This window comes from Nocardia niwae NBRC 108934 = DSM 45340, assembly GCF_001613465.1.
In the GTDB taxonomy this organism is placed as follows: Bacteria; Actinomycetota; Actinomycetes; order Mycobacteriales; family Mycobacteriaceae; genus Nocardia; species Nocardia niwae.
The window spans coordinates 26,151-43,612 of sequence record NZ_BDCK01000025.1 but is presented as its reverse complement, the minus strand read 5'-3'; the positions used below and the strand labels follow the sequence as shown (position 1 = coordinate 43,612).

Genomic DNA, 17,462 nt, shown 5'->3' with positions numbered 1-17,462 from the left:
TACCGGCCGTTGCCTTCGGGACTTACTTCGTCCATGTGTGAAAACTGACGCGGGCTCATGGTTTTCGAACTTTCGACGCGCCGGGAAAACCTCTGTGAACGGGAGCCGTATGCTGGCCTGATAGCCCGTGCGCATCGCTAGCTTCGAGGGAAAGCGAAACCATTGGACGCGCAGGAGTACCGACATGTATGGCACGGAGTTGTTTTCGGTTCTGTCGAATTGCACGAAAGATCCCGGCGAACTCACCGCGGGCCAAGCGCATCGTGCCATGCAGGTGCACCTGGATTGCAGCGTGGAGATGTGCCGGGTCCGGCGGCGCGCACGCCGGACGCTGGTCGAGGCCAGGTTGATGGTGCTCGACGAGCGGGCGACGCCGTGACGGCGTCGGCGACGAGCGCCCCGCGTTCGCGCCTTCGGACGCCGGTACGCACCGCCATGCGGAATCGTCCCCGGCACCCAGGTGTTGTCCCCGTCATGACCGCAACGGCATCCGATCGATCCGCCACTCCCGTCGTCGACACCGAGACCGAATTCGGCGCGAAAGTCGCCGAACGCCTCGCCCGCGAATCCGTCCTCTGGCTGACCACCGTCGGCCCCACCGGCACACCGCAGCCGAACCCCGTCTGGTTCCAGTGGCGCGATGGCGAATTCCTCGTCTTCAGCAAGCCCGGCCAGCCGAAGATTCGCAATATCCAACGCAACCCGCGGGTCTCGCTGAACCTCAACAGCACCGAGACCGGCGGCAACGTGGTCGTGCTCACCGGCACGGCCCGCGTGGTCGACCAGCGGCCCGGCGCGGACGAGATCGACGCGTTCACGAAGAAATACGCCGAGGGCCTGCGCTCGATCGGCCTGACCGACGAGCAGTTCTACGCCGAATACTCCGTCGTCCTGCGCGTCACGCCGGATCGGCTGCGCGGATTCTGACCCCGATGACGTTCGCGCCGCCGCCGCCCACCGCCGCGTGGCGGCACCGCACCGCCCGCGACGGATTCGAGGTGGCGTATTTCCGCGTCACCGAGCAGGGCGTGCTGATCGACGGCTGCACCACGGCCGTCGAGGACGGCGCGGCGTGGGTGGTGGACTACCGGATCGCACTGGACACCGAGTGGCGTACGCGCCGCGCCCAGGTGGCGATGCGCAAACCCGGTGGCTGGAACACGCTGGTGCTGGAGTCCGACGGCGCGGGGTCCTGGCTGCTGGACGGCATGCCCGCGCCGCTGCTCGACGGCTGCCTGGACGTGGACCTGGAATCCTCCGCGCTGACCAACGCCCTGCCGGTGCACCGGGCGGCGCGGGAGGTCGGCGACGGTATGGACGCGCCCGCGGCGTACGTCCACGCCTCCGGCGCCGCGGTGGGCCGACTGGAGCAGCGCTACATCCGGGTCACCGATGGCGAGCACGGACCACGATTCGAGTACGCCGCCCCCGAATTCGACTTCGGCTGCACCCTGGACTACGACAAATCGGGCTTGGTGCTCGAGTATCCCGGTATCGCGGCCCGTGTTCATTGAGCCCCCGGCCTCGGACAACGCCGTCGCGGCCTGCGGTTAGGGTCGTTACCGATGAGAAGGCGGCAACAACCGCCGTTGCCGAAACGGCACGGCTTGGACCCGGCCCGGCTGCGACTACCGGAGCAGGGCGACTGGGCGACCATCCGGGACCACCTGGTGGAGCGTCTCCCCAGGGTGCCCGCGACGCGGATCGATGAACTGTTGCACGCGGGCGGCATCGTCGACCTGAGCGGACCGATCGCACCCGACGCACCGTACGTGCCCGGCGGCGCGGTCTGGTTCCATCGCGATCTGCCCGAGGAGACGGTGGTCCCGTTCGACATCCCCGTCGTGCACCGCGACGACGACCTGCTGGTGGTGGACAAACCGCATTTCCTGGCCACGATCCCGCGCGGTCAGCACATCCTGCAGACCGCGCTCGTGCGACTGCGCAGGGAGCTGGACCTACCCGACCTGATCCCGGCGCATCGGCTCGACCGCGTCACGGCGGGCTTGGTGCTCTTCGTGATCAACCCCGCGCGCCGCGGCGCGTACCAGACCATGTTCCACAAGCGCACCGTGCGCAAAGAGTACGAGGCGATCGCCCGATTCGATCCCGACCTCGCGCTGCCCCGCGTGGTGCGCAGCCGGATCATCAAGGAGAAGCAGGTGCTCGCGGCCCAGGAGGTCCCCGGCGAGCCGAACGCGGAGACCGAGATCGAACTGCTCGAGCACCGCGACGGGCTCGGCCGCTACCGGCTGCGCCCACACACCGGCCGGACCCACCAGTTGCGCCTGCACATGAACGGCCTCGGCATCCCGATCCTCGGCGACGACTTCTACCCGGTGCTCACCGACAAGCCCGTCGACGATTTCACCAGGCCGCTCCAGTTGCTGGCGGCCTCGCTCGAGTTCACCGATCCGGTCACCCGCGAACCGCGCCGCTTCGAGACCACTCGCACGCTGCAAGCCTGGACCGACCCGCTCGGCTGGGCGGGCTGACGCCGCCGGACCGGCACGGCGGCGAAAAGTGATCGATCCAGCAATCGAAGCGGGACACTGGCGAAGCCGGTATCGATTTGTAAACTTGGTCGGGATGTCTGAGCCGGACCCAGCAGTCTCGACCCACCCACGCCATCGAGTGCACGCCTACGTCGACGTCGCCGTCGTAGTGATCGTCCTGGCGGGCACCAATCTGATCGCGCATTTCACCACCGCGTGGGCGAACGTCGTGACCGTCCCGGTCGCCGCGATCGTGCTGCTCGCGCTGATGCGCAGGCGGGGCCTCGGCTGGTCGGAACTGGGCCTTTCGCCACGGCACTGGCGGCGCGGTTCGCGCTACGCGCTCGCGGCGGTGGCGGTGGTCCTCGCGGTCGTCGCGATCGGTGCGGCACTGCCCCTGACCCGTCCGTTCTTCCTGGCCGATCGCTACGCGACCATCTCGGGCGCGTTGATCGCCTCGATGATCGTCATCCCGCTGCAAACCGTGATCCCCGAGGAACTGGCCTTCCGCGGCGTGCTGCACGGCACCCTGCACCGCGCCTACGGTGCGCGCGGCGTCTTCGCGGCGGGCTCCCTGTTGTTCGGGCTCTGGCACATCGCGTCCTCCCTCGGCCTCACCTCCGGCAACCGCGGCCTGAGCGGCTTCATCGGGGGCGGCGTGGCCGGACAGGTCATCGGGATTCTGCTGGCCGTCGTCGCCACGGCTGCCGCGGGCATGGTGTTCACCTGGCTGCGCCATCGCAGCGGCAGCCTCCTCGCCCCGATCGCCCTGCACTGGTCGGTCAACGGCGCGGGAGCTCTGGCGGCCGCCGTGGTCTGGCACAGCACGCTGAGCTGATTTCCAGGGCCTGCGGCGCTGGGTGTTCGCGGCCCCCTGGTGCCGCGAACGGTGGATGCTCGGTTGGGTGTCGCCCGCGAGCGTGTCTGTGACGAGTGGACGCGTCGGCGTGTTCGGCCAAGGGGGCGTTCAGGGCGGGGAACCGGAGCGAGGAATCAGCGCGCTTGCCGTGCACACATTCGAACGGAGTTTCGACACGCGGAGGGCGCCGATAAAAGCGCCGCTCATGCGGATATTCGAGCCTGACCACGAATTTCGCCTGCTCGGCGTGTCGCTTTCAATCCGGAGTCCACCACATTGACCACGGAGAGAGCTCGGTTTAGTCTCACTCCGATCACACATATGTTCGAGCAATCATGTCTCCACCACCCGACATGACACCTGCTCTTGGGAAGGCTCGCGATGCCCGACGAACCCTCGAACGGTAGTTCCGAGATTGCCGCGCTGGCGCAACAAGTCGAGACCGCGCGCGGCAAACTGCCCCTGCAGCTCGACCCGGCGCTGCTGGAGGTGCTGTCCGAACGAGAGATCGCCGCGGAGCGGGAACTCGCGGAGTGGATCCGCGCGCAACGGCGCACGCAGCGGCGCCGCGAGGTCGAGGCGGAACTCGCCGCCGAACAGCGTGATCGCAAATCGGCGGCGGCGTTACGCCGCTCGGAAGAGGCCGACGCCCGCTGGCATCGGCGCGCACTCGCCGCGCGGCGGCGGGCGTCCAGCGAGGACGCGCGACTGGCCCAGCTCTACCGGCGAGCGGAGTGGTCTTCGCGCGCGTTGATCGCCGTCGTGGTGCTCGGGATGGTGTGGGCCGGTGTCAACGTGCAGCACAATCTGGTGCCCAGCGGCGACATGTCCGATCCGCTGTACTGGTTGAGCTACGGCATCGAGGCGATGATCTCCGTCCCGATCATCACGATCATGGTCGCGGCGACCACGGCCGCCAAGTGGGGCCGGGAACTCGCACGCGGCAAGGTGCTCTTCTTCGAGGCAGCGCTGCTCGGCACGACCGTCGCACTCAACACCGGCCCGCATCTCGCCGCCGGCGACCTCGGCCGCGCCGCGGAATACGCGATCGCCCCGGTGATGGTCGGCGTCGTGATCTGGCTGCACGCCTGGGTTTCCGCGCGGTACGCGGTGCTGATCGACGGTGCGCCGGTGATCGAGCGCGACCGGCGAATGATCCGTCTCGATGCGCAACCGAGCATGCCGGAAGCCGATGAATATCACTCGCTCGACGCGGCGTCGACCAGCGGTCGTAGTCGATGGGAAGGCGATATCGACGCCGCACGCGTGATCGTGGGCGACGGATCCGCGCCTCGGTACCGAGGGACATCCGAAGCGCCGGGCACGCATCGCGCTGCGCAGCCAGAGCCCACGAACTCCAGCGCAGCCACCATGCCCGCCACGTCACACGTCGACCACGGAAGGTTGCCGACCAACGGTCACGCCGTCGAGTCGCTGATCAACGGCTACTCCATCGACGTCGGCCGCGCCCCCCTTACGCCGGTGGATGACAAGGATGGCGTAGCAGCCGCGCCGTCCACTGCTTCGGGCCGGACCGATGCTCGCGCAACCAACGGGCGCGCGGTCGATACGGTGATCGATGGTTGCGCAGTCGATCCCGGTGCCGCGTTCCACCCCACTTCGAACGGACGCTTCGCGAACGGCCATACCCTCCCGCCGATCGAGGGCAACATCGAGCAGCCGCCTCTCAACGGAAACACGCACCCGCGCATCAACGGCCACACGGTGCGCCCGGCAACCAACGGCCACACTGTTGCCGATGCCGCGCAGCCCTTGCGGATCGACGGAAATATCGTGCACCGCAGCTCGAACGGCCGCATCACCGAGTCCCGCGCAAACGGTGACGCGCATACGGACAGCAGCGATGCGCAAGCGGCCAACGACCACGCCGCCGAGATGCCCGCCGACATCGAGGCGCACACCCTTCCGCTCGACAGGAACACCGCTCGCGCCACCGAAGACCACACGGTCGATACCAGCGGAAACCCTGATCAGCCGGTTGGCAGCCGCGAAGTGGCGGCTCCCCCACCGCACGCCGTTCCGCCTGTAACGCAGCATGTCCCGGCAGCCCGCGTCGACGGACACCCGACTCGACCGGCCGAATCCGAGGAGGGAGGCTCGAGCCGAGCGGAAGCGCCTGAGTCCGAAAGCCGGCAGCCGCGTCTCGAATCCGCACACTCTGCGACACAGCAGATCTCGCTCGCCGATCTGCACGATGGCCTCGAATTCGGTGAGCACTCCCGACCGAGGGCGAACGGTGCGGCATCGACGCACGCTGCGGTCACCCGAGGCGAACGCTCGGTCGATCGCGCGCGGCGCGGAGACGACGCCGCCCGGCGACCGGGCCCCACCGAACCCATGCCCACGCCGTCCCCCGCGTCCGTTGACACCGCCGCGCAGGTGCACCCGAACGCCACCGCCCCGCGCGCGGCGAAGCGCGGAAAGTCGGCGACTGCCGAGCAGAACGACCACTCCGCCGACGCGGAGAGCGAACAACTGGCCCTCGAGGAAACTCCCGAGCTTTCGCACCCGCGCGTTGAACCAATGCCGGTCATCGCGGGCGACGACGAGGACGACGAATTCCCCGCCGAGCTGGAGGAAGCCGACACCGACGACGACGAAATCTCGGCTATCGCACGCGAAATCACCAGTCGCCGCCTGTCCAGCCTCCCGATCGAAGAGGTCAGGGAAATACTGACCCTAGCCGACCAGGGCGGCTCGACCCCCGCCATCGCGAATGAACTCGGCGTCCCCCGCTCTGCGGTAACCCGCGTCCTCGACTCGGCGATCAAAGTCCACCGCCCTTACGCAATCATCGGCTGATCACCGACGGCACTTGACGGGCTTTCTACACGGTGCCGCATCCCGACGCCGCAGCCGGCCTGCCTCCGATGGCCACGTCCGCTCAGCTGCTCCCACCCCCGCAACTACTTCCACCGCAGCAGGCCACCGACAGCGGCCATGACGATAAGGACGATTGCGAGCTCTGCGGTCATTCGGTGACCTTTCGGGCCCACGCCACCATCCGCGAACTGCGCCGGAAGATTCTGGCGTTCGCTGACGAACCACTGAGCGCGCCGGTCACCTTGGAGGAGTTGGCCGCCGCACTGCGTCGGGTGCAGGAGAGCAGGCGCCGAGACTGGTACGGCGACCACACCGCCGAACTGCCGGACGTGATCCACGGTTTGCACGTGCTCGCGGCCGACGAGTGACGTATGGCGGTACCAAGCCGGCCGGGTTTCTCGCACGAAAGAGCTGTGCACGCCGACGAATCCGCGTGCACAGCTCTCTCATCACGAGCGCCGATGTCGACGCCGGTCCCGATCAGCCCTCGCCGACCGAAGTCCCGACGACTTCCCGAGGCTTCGATCCCGAATCTCCGGGCTTCTCGTCTCCGTGCCCAGGCCACCACGCCTTGTGCCCGATGAGCGCCGTGAGCGCGGGTGTGAAGAACATCGCCATGATGAAGGCCGCGATGGCGATGCCCACCGAGATGGCGAATCCCATCTGTGCGAGGACGTTGTTGCCCGCCAGCATCATCGACGCGAACGTGCCCGCCAGGATCACCCCGGCCGCCGCGATGGTGGGGCCGGTGTGCCGCAGGGCCAGCGCCGCGGCCTGCTTCGGTTCGTTGCCCTCGCGTGCTTCTTCTCGCAGCCGGGCGACCATGAGGATGTTGTAGTCGGTGCCGAGCGCGACTACGAACAGGTACATGATCACCGGCAGTGTGAAGATCAGGCCGGTCTCACCCCGGAAGTGCTGGAACACCAGCACCGCGGCGCCGAGCGTGGCGGCGAATCCGAGGAACACCGACGCCATCAGGTACCACGGCGCGACCAGACTGCGCAGCAACAGCCCCAGCACGATCATGATCAGGATCGCCGCCACCGGGAAGACGATCGAGTAATCCCGCGCCATCGCGTCTTGGAAGTCGACGAACACCGAGGTGAGGCCGCCGACGGCGGCGGTCGTCCCGGCGGGGGCCGCCGCGTGCGCGGTATCGCGCAGGGGACCCTTGACGGTGTCCAGCGCGGCATCCGACTCCGGCGCGGCCTCGAGCGTCACCGCGAAGTCGGCGATCGTCTTGTCCGCGGACAGCTTCGGCTCGGCCACTTGTCCGATCCCGGGCACCTCGGCCAGCGCGGTGCGGTAGGCGGTGAGTTGCTCGGCGGTCAACGCGCCGTCGGACCGCAACAGGACATCCGAAGGCTGGGTGGTCCCGGCGGGCAGGCCCTTGACCAATTCCTTGCTGTAGACGACGGATTCCGATGCCTCCGAGGTCGATCCAGAGCTGAGGTCGAACGTCGGGTGGAAGCCCAGGGCGAAGACGCCGAACACGACCAGCACCCCGCCGGAGACCACGGCGAACGCACCGGGCCGACGGCCGAGCGCATTGCCGATCGCGGTGAACCGCGCGCCCTTCGGTTCGGTGCGCCACGCCTTGGACGGCCAGAACACTTTGGTGCCCAGCAGCGAGACGACGGCCGGAACCAGCGTCAGCCCCGCCAGCAACGCGACCGCCACGGCGATCGCCAGCGCCGGCCCCATGGCGCGGAACATGCCCAGCGTGGACAGCACCAGCGCCATGAACGCGATGATCACCGCGCCCGCCGCGGACGTGATCGCCTCGCCCACCCGGGTGACGGCGCTGATCATGGCGGTCTTCGCATCCTCGCCTGCGCGCAGCCGCTCGCGGTAACGGAACATGAGGAACAGGATGTAGTCGGTGCCGACACCGAACAGCACGACCACCAGGATGGCATTGATCGATGCGTCGATCTGCAGGTCGAAGGCTCTGGCCACGAAGGCGATCAATCCGCCGACCGTGCTGGAGATCGCTCCGATGACGACGATCGGCAGCAACGCGATCACCGGGCTGCGGAAGATGATCAGCAACAGCACCAGGATCAGCACCACGGTGGCGACGCCGACGATGGCCAGCCCCTTGTCGCCCGATTCCCGCTGATCCAGCACCTGCGCCGCCTGGCCGGTGATGCCCGCCTTCAGCTCGGTGCCCTCGACGCGCTCCTTCAGCTGTTTGCGCAGCGCCTTGACCGCGTCGCCCTGCGTGGTGTCGTTCGGATTCGTCACCTTCGTCATCTGCACCGCGATGATCTGGACCATGCGGTTCTCCGACGGCGGCGTCGGTTGCATCCCGATGACGTCCTTGATCTGCGCGTCACGCAGGTTGTTGCCGATCGATACGACCGACGCGGCGTCCGTGTCGGTCAACGGCGTGCCGTCCTCGCGGGCGAATACGATGATCGCCGCGGGAGCGGAGCTGTCCGGGAAAGCCTTCTGCTGCAATTCCAAGGCCTGAATGGACTCGTAATGCGAAGGCAGGAAAGCTGATTGGTCTGTCGTCGATTTCAGTTCCGGCGCCGAGGCCACCACCGCGATGGCGAGCAGCACCCACAGGCCGATCACCTTCCACGGATTGTGGACGACCACGGCCCCCAGTCGTGCGAACATCTGCGAAGAAATCCTTTCCGGATTCGGTGAAAGTGGTGGTATCTCAGATCGGCAGGTCCTGCGAGGGCGGGTTCTCGGCCACATCGACGACCGTCCGGTAGATGTGCTCCGGGATCCGGCCTCGCAGTTCGGCGGGCGAGTCCACGATCTCCACCGTGTAGTCGCCCCACTCGCGCTCGCCGCTGCCGGGCCGCAGCAGCTCGCGCCAATTCTTCCATTCGGTCCAGTCGATCGCGACGGATATTTCGCGCCAGTCCGATTCGCGGCGGTGCACCACGAATTTGCCTTTGCGGCTCACGTACACCCGCACCACGGTCATCCCGATCTTGTCGTATTCGCGGGATTCACCGAGCAGCCTGCCGAAGAACCGCTGCTGACGCCCGCCGCCGGGGCCAACGCGCAACACGATTCGGCGCATGTCCTCCACGTCCCCCGGTTCGGCGGATTCCTTCACGAGGGTGACCCCGCAAGCCTGCTCTTCGACAGTGCCCGCATCGCTCGAGGTATTCGGATCGGTGGTCATCATTTTCCCCGTTTCATAGATCAGTGCGCATGCAGGCATGCGTCGACGTCGGCCGGCCCCGTCCGAATCCGCCTGTCCAGGTCGCGCATTCGATGTTCTCGGACTGCCCGATGCTCACTATAAGTAGATGTATACGTATAACGCAAGACCTGGCCGACGGCCTGTCCGCGTCGGACGCGAACTACTCGACCCGCTCCACCGGATGGCCGTGTTCGAGGTACCGAGGGCGGCCCTCGATGGAAGCCACCCAACCACGGAAGTCACCGCTTCATCCCCCGCCCCGCAGGACGAGTCACCATCAGCGCGAGGCGGTCCGAATCGCATGCTCGGTATCAGCACGCGACAACGCTCAGGACGACTCGCCGTAGCAAGCGGCGATCGCGACGGCGCGGTCGCGCAGGGAAATGCGCAACGACTCCGGGGCCAGAGCTTCCGCGTCCGTGGCGAGCTGCCACAGCGCCCATTCGGCGTGTCGGGCGTCCTGGAAGGTCACCTCGAGCCGCAGGCGGCCGTCGGCGTCGGCTTCCTCGGCGCGGACGGCCAGTGCGGTGCTCACCAGTTCCTCCCGCCGCGCCGGGTTCACCCGCACCAGCACGGTGACTTGGTCGCCGCCGATCCGGAACCGCGTGCTGCGTTCCTGCCAGGCCCGGTCCAGATCGACCCGGTTCGGTCGCTGTGCGGGTTCGGGAAGTTCCTCGGCGGCCAGCACCCGCGACAGCCGGTAGGTGCGGTCCGCGCCTGATCTCATGGCCAGCAGGTAGCCCTGGCCACGCACGGTGACCAGGCCGATCGGGTCCACCGTGCGCCACTTCGGCGCCTGGTCCGCCGCCGCGTAGTGGATGCGCAGCTTGTGTGCGGCGAACACCGCGCGCCGGACCTCGGTCACGACGGTGTCGGGCACCTCATCGGCCACCAGCCGACGCGACAGCAGATCGGTCTCCGGCTCGATGAGTAATCGCTGGGCCGCGTCGCTCGCGATGGCCCGATAGCTCGCGGGCAGCGCGTCGACCACCTTGAGCATCGCCGAAGCGAGCGCCGAACCGAGACCGAATACCTGCGCGCCGCGTCGTGATCCGGCGACCAGCAGGGCGAGCGCCTCGTCGTGATTCAGGCCGGTGAGCTCGGTTTGAAAACCCGGCAACAAGGCGAAACCGCCGTGCCGGCCGCGTTCGGCGTATACCGGCACGCCTGCCGCGGAGAGGGCTTCGATGTCGCGCAGCACGGTACGAGTGGATACCTCCAGCTCGCGGGCGAGCGTGTCCGCCGTCAACCGACCGCGCTGACGCAGCAGCAACACCAGCGAGACCAACCGGTCGGCGCGCATACGAGAAACGTACCGGAATACACGACCGAAGATGTCGTGATTTGCTGGAAGGCTCAGGGACGTACGAATTCTCGACGGAATCGATGGGAACTGATGATGGAACGAACAGCGGTCAACCCGGTGACGTGGTCGGCGGCGATGGGATTCAACCAGGGTGAGCTCGTCTCCGGGCACACCCGGACCCTGTACTGCTCCGGGCAGACCGCGATGAGCGGCGACGGCAAGCCCCAGCATGACGGTGACATGGCGGCACAGTTGGCGCTGAGCCTCGACAACCTGGAGGCCGTGCTCGGCGCGGCCGACATGTCCCTCGCGAACCTCGTCCGGCTCAACGTCTACACCACCGACGTCGATTTGCTCTTCCCGCACTACGGCGTGCTGGCATCGCGGTTGGGCGCCGCTGGGGTGGCGCCGGCCACCACGATGCTCGGGGTGACACGGCTGGCGATCCCCGGCCAGATGGTCGAGCTGGAGGCGACCGCCGTCGCCTGACGCGACCGTCAGGCCACCGCTGCCGAACGGCGAGGCGGCCCACCGGTGCGTGACCGGCGGGCCGCCGTGTCGATCTCAGGAGTCGAAGCCTGTATTCGATCCCAGCTCGGCGGTGGCATCGAGGTCGGCGGCGACCTGGGCCAGCTTGCCCCGGATGCCCTGTATGGCATCGGGCCCCAACGCCAGGCGCAGTGGTGCGCCGGGGCGGCCGACGGTGGCCAGAACCGCGGCGGCGGCTTTGTCGGGGTCGCCTTCCTGCTGCTGATCGGAGTCGGGCAGGCCGTCGCGGACGGCGCCGGCCGTGGCTGCGTAGTCGGGGATCGCGGAGCTGATAGCCAACGCGGCGGGTTTGGCGAAACCGGTGCGGAACGCGCCGGGCTCGACGATGAGCACCTGGATGCCCAGCGGATTCACTTCCTGGGCGAGGGCTTCGCTGGCCAGCTCCAGCGCCCCCTTGGCGGCACTGTAGATGCCGACGCCCGCGAAGGACATGAATCCCCCCATGCTCGTCACCTGCACGATCGACCCGGCACGGCGTTCCCGCATCTGCGGCAGCACCAACTGGGTCAACCGGAGCGGGGCGTGGAACATGACCTCCATCGCATCGCGCACGTCGGCCGGACTGGTTTATTCGATCGCGCCCACGACGCCGTAACCAGCGTTGTTGACCAGCACGTCGACGCGTCCGGCCTCTTTCACCGCGCGCTCGGCCGCCGCGGGGTCCCGCATGTCGAGGGTCACCACCTGCACCCGGCCCGGGTGCGCGGCAACGACATCCGCCATGGTCGCGGGCCGACGCACCGCCGCGACGACCTCGTCACCCGCAGCGAGCACGGCCTTGGTGAACGCCGCGCCGAAGCCGCTGTTCGCGCCGGTGATCAGCCAGCGGCGCACAGTGGTTTCCGTAGTCATGATCGATCCTTCTCGCTTCCCGGATCCGATGCGCCCGGTCATCGTCGAATGCGGAACGCCGCTGAGGGATTCGGCCATCCGAATCACGGGCCGGGCGGCCCCAGCTCGCGTGCATGAACGTACGGTATAACGCATCTTCTTGCAGAGTTGGGTGTGGCGGCTTCCCCCGAGCAACAGCGACTCCTGCGCGATGACAAGATCGTGTGGTGCGCGTTCTCGTCACCGGAGCGAACGGGTATATCGGCCGGGCGGTTGTCGAGCTGCTGGGTAGAGCCGGGCACGAGCCGATCGCGATGGTTCGTGCAAGCGGCTCGGCCCCGCAGGTGACGACCCGGGTCGCCGACCTGCTGGACGAGGCCGGGCTTCGCCGGGCGCTGGACGGCGTGGACGCGGTGTGCCATCTCGGCGGTTCGACTCGGGCGCGCGAGTCGACGGCCGATCCGCTGCGGTACTTCCGCGTCAATACCGGCGGGACCGTCGTCTTGCTGGACGCCATGCTCGCCGCCGGAGTCCCGCGGATGGTCTTCGCTTCGACCGGATCGATATACGGAACTCCGGAACGGCAGCCGATGACCGAGCGTCTACCCGACGCGCCCCCGCACCCGTACGCGGCGAGCAAGTTGGCGGCCGAGTGGGCGATCAGCTCGCAGGCGGGCACGGGGCGCTTGTCCGCTATCGTGCTGCGCTTGATGAATGTGGCCGGTGGCGTGGATCGCGATCCGACGCGCTTGATCCCCCGGGCGTTCACCGCCGCGCGGAACGGCTCGACGTTGGAGGTCAACGGCGACGGCACCGCGGTTCGCGACTATCTGCACATCATCGACGCCGCGGCGGCTTTCGTCGCGTGCCTCGAGAACATGCCGCCGGCAGGCGAAACCAGTCGCTATCTCATCGGCAGCGGCCGCGGCAGCAGCATTCTCGACGTCGTCGGCGCGGTCGAGCGCCGGACCGGCCGCCGGATCCAGCTGACCCACCGGCCACCGGCGCCCGAACCGGCCGCCCTGATCAGCGACCCCGCCAAGGCGATGGCCGAATTAGCTTGGGTTCCGGCGAATTCCGACCTCGACACCATCGTGCGCGACACTCGCCATCAGGATGACCTCAGTCGGTGACCCCGGCCCGGTCGAGCAGGTAAGCGATCATCGGCTCGTAGTAGTCCGGGTGGACGCCGTCATCCAGGGGCACCGTGACCGCGATCTTGCCTTCGGCCTGCCCGGCGAACAGCGCCGGATCGTTGCTGTCGGCGAATCCGACGGTCTCGACGCCCGCCTCCCCCGCGGCTCCGGCCCAGCCGTGATCGGCGACCACCAAGTCGGGCCAGTGGCCGGTCGCGGCATCGCGCAGTTCCCGCAGGACCGCCCGCATCGGGTGCGGGTCATGGGTGTGCCGCAGCGTCCCGTCGGTGCCGAGCGCGGCGACGCCCGAGGTGTAGACGATTTCGCGATTCTGCGGGCCGAAGGCTGTGGTGACCAGGTAGGACCATCCGGCGGCAGGCGTGAGCACCGCGCACCCTGCCGCTCGCAGCGCGTCCTCGACAGCGCGATAGACGCCCATGAGCGTGTCCGGATGCCCGGTCGCCAAGATCACGGTCTCGCGGCGTCGGGCCGCGACCCCGATCCGCGCCCCCATCGCGTCGAGCGCGTCGAGCGTCAGGTCGACGTCGATGGTGTCCGCACCCCGCACATGCCGAGGATCGGGGCTGACCCCGCACTGCCGAGCCATCATCTCCAGAGTCTCGGCGAACGTCCAATCCTTCAGCGTCAGCCCGAACTGGTACCCCGGGTCCTTCTGCACCATCTTGCGGTAGTTCGCGAGATTCCCCTCCCGAGGCGTCGCGACATCCCCCGCGATCCGCGTCTTCAGTAGGTGTTCGCGCAACAGCGCCCGGTCATAGGGCTGGTCAGGTCGAGTCACATTCCCCACCGCTCATACCTCCGCATCGGCCGTCGGCGCCGTCGGTCACCGGTCCGGCCAGGACCCGATCGCCACCCGCAACACGACCAGACAGTACCGATCCAGGGTGTACAGCGAGGGAATTCCCCAGGCGCACCCGGATACGGCGAAGGCCCGCTTCCCGGGAGGGGAAGCGGGCCTTGGGGTTTCACGCCGTGGAGCAGGCTTACTTGGCCTTCTCCAGGACCTCGACCAAACGCCAGCGCTTGGTGGCCGACAGCGGACGGGTCTCCATCAGCTGAACGCGGTCGCCGATGCCGGCGATCTCGTTCTCGTCGTGCGCCTTCACCTTCGAGGTGGTGCGAATGATCTTGCCGTAGAGCGGGTGCCGGTTACGGTCTTCCAGCTCGACGACGATCGTCTTGTTCATCTTGTCCGAGACAACGTAACCGACACGAACCTTGCGGGTGCCGCGCTGCCCTTCTACTTTGTCGCTCATGCGGCATCTCCCTTGCCAGCGGGTCCGGTGGCCAGACCGAGCTCGCGCTCACGCATGACCGTGTAGATGCGCGCGATCTCGTGACGGACGACGCGCAGACGACGGTTGTTGTCCAGCTGACCCGTCGCCATCTGGAAGCGCAGGTTGAACAGCTCTTCCTTGGAGTCGCGCAGCTTGGCCACCAACTCCTCTTCGGTGAGCTCGCGGAGCTCTGCGGCCGGTGTTCCGGTAGCCATCAGAACTGCTCCTCCCTGGTCACGATCCTGCACTTCATCGGGAGCTTGTGCATCGCGCGGCGCAGGGCCTCACGAGCGGTCTCCTCGTTGGGGTAGCTCATCTCGAACATCACCCGACCGGGCTTGACGTTCGCGACCCACCACTCCGGCGAACCCTTACCCGAACCCATGCGGGTTTCGGCGGGCTTCTTGGTCAGCGGGCGATCCGGGTAGATGTTGATCCAGATCTTGCCGCCACGGCGGATGTGGCGAGTCATCGCGATACGCGCCGACTCGATCTGCCGGTTGGTGACGTACGCCGGCTCCAGCGCCTGGATGCCGAAATCGCCGAACGCCACCGAGGTGCCGCCCTTGGCCGTTCCGGAACGGCCCGGGTGATGCTGCTTGCGGTGCTTCACCTTGCGAGGCATCAGCATGCGTCAGCCCTCCTGTGTCTCTGCCGGAGCGTCGGCCACCGCGGTGGCGGCGCGTCCGGCCTCCGTGCTGGTCGCCGTGGTGCCGGTGGAACCGGACCGACGCGGGCGGCTCGGCCGCTCCCGGCGCGGACGCTCGGGCGCGGCGGCAGCGGCGGCGAGCTCACGCTTGCCACCGACGATGTCGCCCTTGTAGATCCAGACCTTCACGCCGATGCGACCGAAGGTGGTCTTGGCCTCGTAGAGGCCGTAGTCGATGTCGGCGCGCAGCGTGTGCAGCGGCACCCGACCCTCGCGGTAGAACTCCGAGCGCGACATTTCCGCGCCGCCGAGGCGGCCCGAGCACTGCACACGGATGCCCTTGACGTTCGGCGAACGCATGGCCGACTGAATGGCCTTGCGCATCGCGCGACGGAACGCCACACGGTTGGACAGCTGCTCCGCGACGGCCTGCGCGACCAGCTGCGCATCCGACTCGGGGTTCTTCACCTCGAGGATGTTCAGCTGCACCTGCTTGCCGGTGAGCTTCTCCAGCTCGGCGCGGATGCGGTCGGCCTCGGCGCCGCGGCGGCCGATCACGATGCCGGGACGCGCGGTGTGGATGTCCACCCGTACACGGTCACGGGTGCGCTCGATCTCGACCTTGGAGATGCCGGCCCGCTCCATGCCGGTGGCCAGGAGCTTGCGGATCGCGACGTCTTCCTTCACGTAGTCCGCGTACTGCTTGTCCGCGTACCAGCGCGACTTCCAGTCGGTGGTGATACCGAGGCGGAAGCCGTGGGGATTGATCTTCTGTCCCATTTACTTTGCCCCTCCCTTCCGGCGGTTACGAGTGGCTCCACCGGCGGTGGGGATGCTCTCGACCTCGATGGTGATGTGGCTGGTGCGCTTGCGGATGCGGAACGCACGGCCCTGGGCACGCGGCTGGAACCGCTTCAGGGTCGTCCCCTCGTCGACGTAGGCGGTCGAGATGACCAGCGTGGCCGGGTTCAGGCCGAGGTTGTTCTCGGCGTTGGCCGCGGCACTGGCGACGACCTTGGCGACCGGCTCGCTCGCGGCCTGGGGCGCGAACTTCAGCAGGGCGAGGGCGTCCTCGACGCGCTTGCCGCGGACCAGGTCCACGACACGGCGTGCCTTCATCGGGGTCACGCGAACGTGCTTGGCGGTCGCGCGCGCAGTCGGGTTCTGAGTCTCGGTCGTCGTCATCGCCGCTTGCTCTTCCGGTCTTCCTTGACGTGGCTCTTGAACGTCCTGGTCGGCGCGAACTCACCGAGCTTGTGCCCGACCATGTTGTCCGAGATGAACACCGGCACGTGCTTGCGGCCGTCGTGCACCGCGAACGTGTGCCCGATGAAATCGGGAATGATGGTCGAACGACGCGACCAGGTCTTGATGACCTGCTTGGTGCCCTTCTCGTTCTGCACGTCCACCTTCTTCAGGAGGTGGTCGTCGACGAACGGGCCTTTCTTGAGGCTGCGTGGCATTTCTTACCTCCTCCTTCAGCGCTTCTTGCCGGTCTTGCGACGGCGGACGATGAGCTTGTCGCTCGGACGGTTGGGCTTGCGGGTGCGGCCTTCCGGCTGACCCCACGGCGAGACCGGGTGGCGACCACCGGAGGTCTTGCCCTCACCACCACCATGCGGGTGGTCGACCGGGTTCATGACGACACCACGGACCGTGGGGCGGCGGCCCTTCCAGCGCATGCGGCCGGCCTTGCCCCAGTTGATGTTCGACTGCTCGGCGTTGCCGACCTCGCCGACGGTGGCGCGGCAGCGCACGTCGACGCGGCGGATCTCACCGGAGGGCATACGCAGCGTGGCGTAGGGGCCTTCCTTGCCCAGCAGCTGGATGCTCATGCCGGCCGAGCGGGCCAGCTTGGCGCCGCCGCCCGGACGCAGCTCCACCGCGTGGATGGTGGTACCGGTCGGGATGTTGCGCAGCGGCAGGTTGTTGCCCGGCTTGATGTCGGCGGTCGGGCCGGACTCGATGCGGGTGCCCTGCGTCACGCCCTTGGGGGCGATGATGTAGCGCTTCTCGCCGTCCACGAAGTGCAGCAGCGCGATGTTCGCGGTGCGGTTCGGGTCGTACTCGATGTGCGCGACCTTGGCCGGGATGCCGTCCTTGTCCAGGCGACGGAAGTCGATCAGGCGGTAGGCGCGCTTGTGCCCGCCACCACGGTGCCGGGTGGTGATCCGGCCGTGCGCGTTGCGGCCACCGGACTTGGTCAGCGGACGCAGCAGCGACTTCTCCGGAGTCGACCGGGTGATCTCGGCGAAGTCCGAGACGCTGGCACCACGACGGCCCGGCGTAGTCGGCTTGTACTTACGGATTGCCATGAGTTCTT

The 17,462-nt window shown here is 67.9% G+C and carries 19 protein-coding genes and 2 pseudogenes; 9 read left to right on the top strand and 12 right to left on the bottom strand.

Going from position 1 to position 17,462, the window contains the following annotated elements; genetic code table 11:
- Window positions 1–184 precede the first annotated feature (184 nt).
- The 7 genes from NNI01S_RS17915 (at window position 185) to NNI01S_RS34580 (ending at window position 6,566) form a co-directional block, all read left to right on the top strand.
- Window positions 185–379, top strand: a complete 195-nt coding sequence (locus NNI01S_RS17915) for a hypothetical protein (protein WP_063021271.1) — start codon at window positions 185–187, stop codon at window positions 377–379.
- Between the two features lie 95 nt (window positions 380–474).
- Window positions 475–927 carry a TIGR03667 family PPOX class F420-dependent oxidoreductase gene (locus NNI01S_RS17910; RefSeq protein ID WP_063021270.1) on the top strand — a complete coding sequence of 151 codons (453 nt, stop codon included), beginning with the start codon at window positions 475–477 and terminating at the stop codon, window positions 925–927.
- Between the two features lie 5 nt (window positions 928–932).
- Window positions 933–1,514, top strand: coding sequence for a putative glycolipid-binding domain-containing protein (locus tag NNI01S_RS17905; protein ID WP_063021269.1), 582 nt, complete (start codon window positions 933–935; stop codon window positions 1,512–1,514).
- 51 nt (window positions 1,515–1,565) lie between these two features.
- A complete protein-coding gene (locus NNI01S_RS17900; RefSeq protein ID WP_063021268.1) occupies window positions 1,566–2,495 on the top strand; it encodes an RluA family pseudouridine synthase in 930 nt (309 codons plus the stop codon).
- Window positions 2,496–2,589: 94 nt separating this feature from the next.
- Complete coding sequence (locus NNI01S_RS17895; protein ID WP_063021267.1) at window positions 2,590–3,333, top strand: CPBP family intramembrane glutamic endopeptidase; 744 nt, start codon at window positions 2,590–2,592, stop codon at window positions 3,331–3,333.
- Window positions 3,334–4,248: 915 nt separating this feature from the next.
- Window positions 4,249–6,177: a sigma-70 RNA polymerase sigma factor region 4 domain-containing protein gene (locus NNI01S_RS17890; RefSeq protein ID WP_157114843.1), complete on the top strand. Its 1,929-nt coding sequence runs from the start codon at window positions 4,249–4,251 to the stop codon at window positions 6,175–6,177.
- Window positions 6,178–6,353: 176 nt separating this feature from the next.
- On the top strand, window positions 6,354–6,566 hold the full coding sequence (locus NNI01S_RS34580) for a hypothetical protein (RefSeq protein WP_157114842.1): 213 nt from the start codon (window positions 6,354–6,356) through the stop codon (window positions 6,564–6,566).
- Between the two features lie 112 nt (window positions 6,567–6,678).
- On the opposite strand, the gene NNI01S_RS17880 is transcribed toward NNI01S_RS34580, so the two are convergent.
- The 3 genes from NNI01S_RS17880 to NNI01S_RS17870 form a co-directional block, all read right to left on the bottom strand.
- Window positions 6,679–8,826, bottom strand: coding sequence for an MMPL family transporter (locus tag NNI01S_RS17880; RefSeq protein WP_063021264.1), 2,148 nt, complete (start codon window positions 8,824–8,826; stop codon window positions 6,679–6,681).
- A gap of 43 nt (window positions 8,827–8,869) precedes the next feature.
- Window positions 8,870–9,349, bottom strand: coding sequence for an EXLDI protein (locus NNI01S_RS17875; RefSeq protein ID WP_169812981.1), 480 nt, complete (start codon window positions 9,347–9,349; stop codon window positions 8,870–8,872).
- A 349-nt stretch (window positions 9,350–9,698) separates the two neighbouring features.
- Window positions 9,699–10,673 carry a helix-turn-helix transcriptional regulator gene (locus tag NNI01S_RS17870; protein WP_063021262.1) on the bottom strand — a complete coding sequence of 325 codons (975 nt, stop codon included), beginning with the start codon at window positions 10,671–10,673 and terminating at the stop codon, window positions 9,699–9,701.
- Window positions 10,674–10,769: 96 nt separating this feature from the next.
- Here NNI01S_RS17870 and NNI01S_RS17865 point away from each other — a divergent pair, with 96 nt between their 5' ends.
- A complete protein-coding gene (locus tag NNI01S_RS17865) occupies window positions 10,770–11,165 on the top strand; it encodes a RidA family protein (protein WP_063021261.1) in 396 nt (131 codons plus the stop codon).
- A 75-nt stretch (window positions 11,166–11,240) separates the two neighbouring features.
- Here NNI01S_RS17865 and NNI01S_RS17860 read toward each other — a convergent pair.
- A pseudogene (locus NNI01S_RS17860) lies at window positions 11,241–12,077 on the bottom strand (SDR family NAD(P)-dependent oxidoreductase).
- Between the two features lie 206 nt (window positions 12,078–12,283).
- Here NNI01S_RS17860 and NNI01S_RS17855 point away from each other — a divergent pair.
- Window positions 12,284–13,189 carry an NAD-dependent epimerase/dehydratase family protein gene (locus NNI01S_RS17855; RefSeq protein ID WP_063917545.1) on the top strand — a complete coding sequence of 302 codons (906 nt, stop codon included), beginning with the start codon at window positions 12,284–12,286 and terminating at the stop codon, window positions 13,187–13,189.
- Here the strand turns inward: NNI01S_RS17855 and NNI01S_RS17850 are convergent.
- From NNI01S_RS17850 to rplB, 8 genes and pseudogenes are all read right to left on the bottom strand, one after another.
- The gene (locus tag NNI01S_RS17850) at window positions 13,179–13,991 is read right to left on the bottom strand and encodes a phosphatase (RefSeq protein ID WP_063021259.1); all 813 of its coding nucleotides are present in this window, start codon (window positions 13,989–13,991) and stop codon (window positions 13,179–13,181) included. The genes NNI01S_RS17855 and NNI01S_RS17850 overlap by 11 nt on opposite strands.
- Window positions 13,992–14,196: 205 nt before the next feature.
- Window positions 14,197–14,445: pseudogene (gene rpsQ, locus NNI01S_RS17845) on the bottom strand (30S ribosomal protein S17); the annotation flags it as partial.
- 20 nt (window positions 14,446–14,465) lie between these two features.
- Entirely contained in the window at window positions 14,466–14,705 is a 240-nt protein-coding gene (gene rpmC, locus NNI01S_RS17840) for a 50S ribosomal protein L29 (protein WP_040864843.1), read from the bottom strand.
- Complete coding sequence (gene rplP, locus NNI01S_RS17835; RefSeq protein ID WP_063021258.1) at window positions 14,705–15,121, bottom strand: 50S ribosomal protein L16; 417 nt, start codon at window positions 15,119–15,121, stop codon at window positions 14,705–14,707. Before rplP ends, rpmC begins: the two co-directional genes overlap by 1 nt.
- A 3-nt stretch (window positions 15,122–15,124) precedes the next feature.
- Window positions 15,125–15,919, bottom strand: coding sequence for a 30S ribosomal protein S3 (gene rpsC / locus NNI01S_RS17830; protein ID WP_043687258.1), 795 nt, complete (start codon window positions 15,917–15,919; stop codon window positions 15,125–15,127).
- Window positions 15,920–16,324, bottom strand: coding sequence for a 50S ribosomal protein L22 (gene rplV / locus NNI01S_RS17825; protein WP_063021257.1), 405 nt, complete (start codon window positions 16,322–16,324; stop codon window positions 15,920–15,922).
- Complete coding sequence (gene rpsS, locus NNI01S_RS17820; protein ID WP_043719741.1) at window positions 16,321–16,602, bottom strand: 30S ribosomal protein S19; 282 nt, start codon at window positions 16,600–16,602, stop codon at window positions 16,321–16,323. Before rpsS ends, rplV begins: the two co-directional genes overlap by 4 nt.
- A 15-nt stretch (window positions 16,603–16,617) precedes the next feature.
- Window positions 16,618–17,454: a 50S ribosomal protein L2 gene (gene rplB / locus NNI01S_RS17815; protein ID WP_063021256.1), complete on the bottom strand. Its 837-nt coding sequence runs from the start codon at window positions 17,452–17,454 to the stop codon at window positions 16,618–16,620.
- Between the last annotated feature and the right edge of the window lie 8 nt (window positions 17,455–17,462).

What these genes read in the sequence shown, in the direction of transcription:
- rpmC (WP_040864843.1), bottom strand. Translation starts at nt 14,705, where the DNA reads ATGGCTACCGGAACACCGGCCGCAGAGCTCCGCGAGCTCACCGAAGAG.
- NNI01S_RS17905 (WP_063021269.1), top strand. Translation starts at nt 933, where the DNA reads ATGACGTTCGCGCCGCCGCCGCCCACCGCCGCGTGGCGGCACCGCACC.
- rpsC (WP_043687258.1), bottom strand. Translation starts at nt 15,919, where the DNA reads ATGGGACAGAAGATCAATCCCCACGGCTTCCGCCTCGGTATCACCACC.
- NNI01S_RS17865 (WP_063021261.1), top strand. Translation starts at nt 10,770, where the DNA reads ATGGAACGAACAGCGGTCAACCCGGTGACGTGGTCGGCGGCGATGGGA.
- rplP (WP_063021258.1), bottom strand. Translation starts at nt 15,121, where the DNA reads ATGCTGATGCCTCGCAAGGTGAAGCACCGCAAGCAGCATCACCCGGGC.
- NNI01S_RS17900 (WP_063021268.1), top strand. Translation starts at nt 1,566, where the DNA reads ATGAGAAGGCGGCAACAACCGCCGTTGCCGAAACGGCACGGCTTGGAC.
- NNI01S_RS17875 (WP_169812981.1), bottom strand. Translation starts at nt 9,349, where the DNA reads ATGACCACCGATCCGAATACCTCGAGCGATGCGGGCACTGTCGAAGAG.
- rplV (WP_063021257.1), bottom strand. Translation starts at nt 16,324, where the DNA reads ATGACGACGACCGAGACTCAGAACCCGACTGCGCGCGCGACCGCCAAG.
- NNI01S_RS17890 (WP_157114843.1), top strand. Translation starts at nt 4,249, where the DNA reads ATGGTCGCGGCGACCACGGCCGCCAAGTGGGGCCGGGAACTCGCACGC.
- NNI01S_RS17880 (WP_063021264.1), bottom strand. Translation starts at nt 8,826, where the DNA reads ATGTTCGCACGACTGGGGGCCGTGGTCGTCCACAATCCGTGGAAGGTG.
- rplB (WP_063021256.1), bottom strand. Translation starts at nt 17,454, where the DNA reads ATGGCAATCCGTAAGTACAAGCCGACTACGCCGGGCCGTCGTGGTGCC.
- NNI01S_RS17870 (WP_063021262.1), bottom strand. Translation starts at nt 10,673, where the DNA reads ATGCGCGCCGACCGGTTGGTCTCGCTGGTGTTGCTGCTGCGTCAGCGC.
- NNI01S_RS17895 (WP_063021267.1), top strand. Translation starts at nt 2,590, where the DNA reads ATGTCTGAGCCGGACCCAGCAGTCTCGACCCACCCACGCCATCGAGTG.
- NNI01S_RS17910 (WP_063021270.1), top strand. Translation starts at nt 475, where the DNA reads ATGACCGCAACGGCATCCGATCGATCCGCCACTCCCGTCGTCGACACC.
- rpsS (WP_043719741.1), bottom strand. Translation starts at nt 16,602, where the DNA reads ATGCCACGCAGCCTCAAGAAAGGCCCGTTCGTCGACGACCACCTCCTG.
- NNI01S_RS17915 (WP_063021271.1), top strand. Translation starts at nt 185, where the DNA reads ATGTATGGCACGGAGTTGTTTTCGGTTCTGTCGAATTGCACGAAAGAT.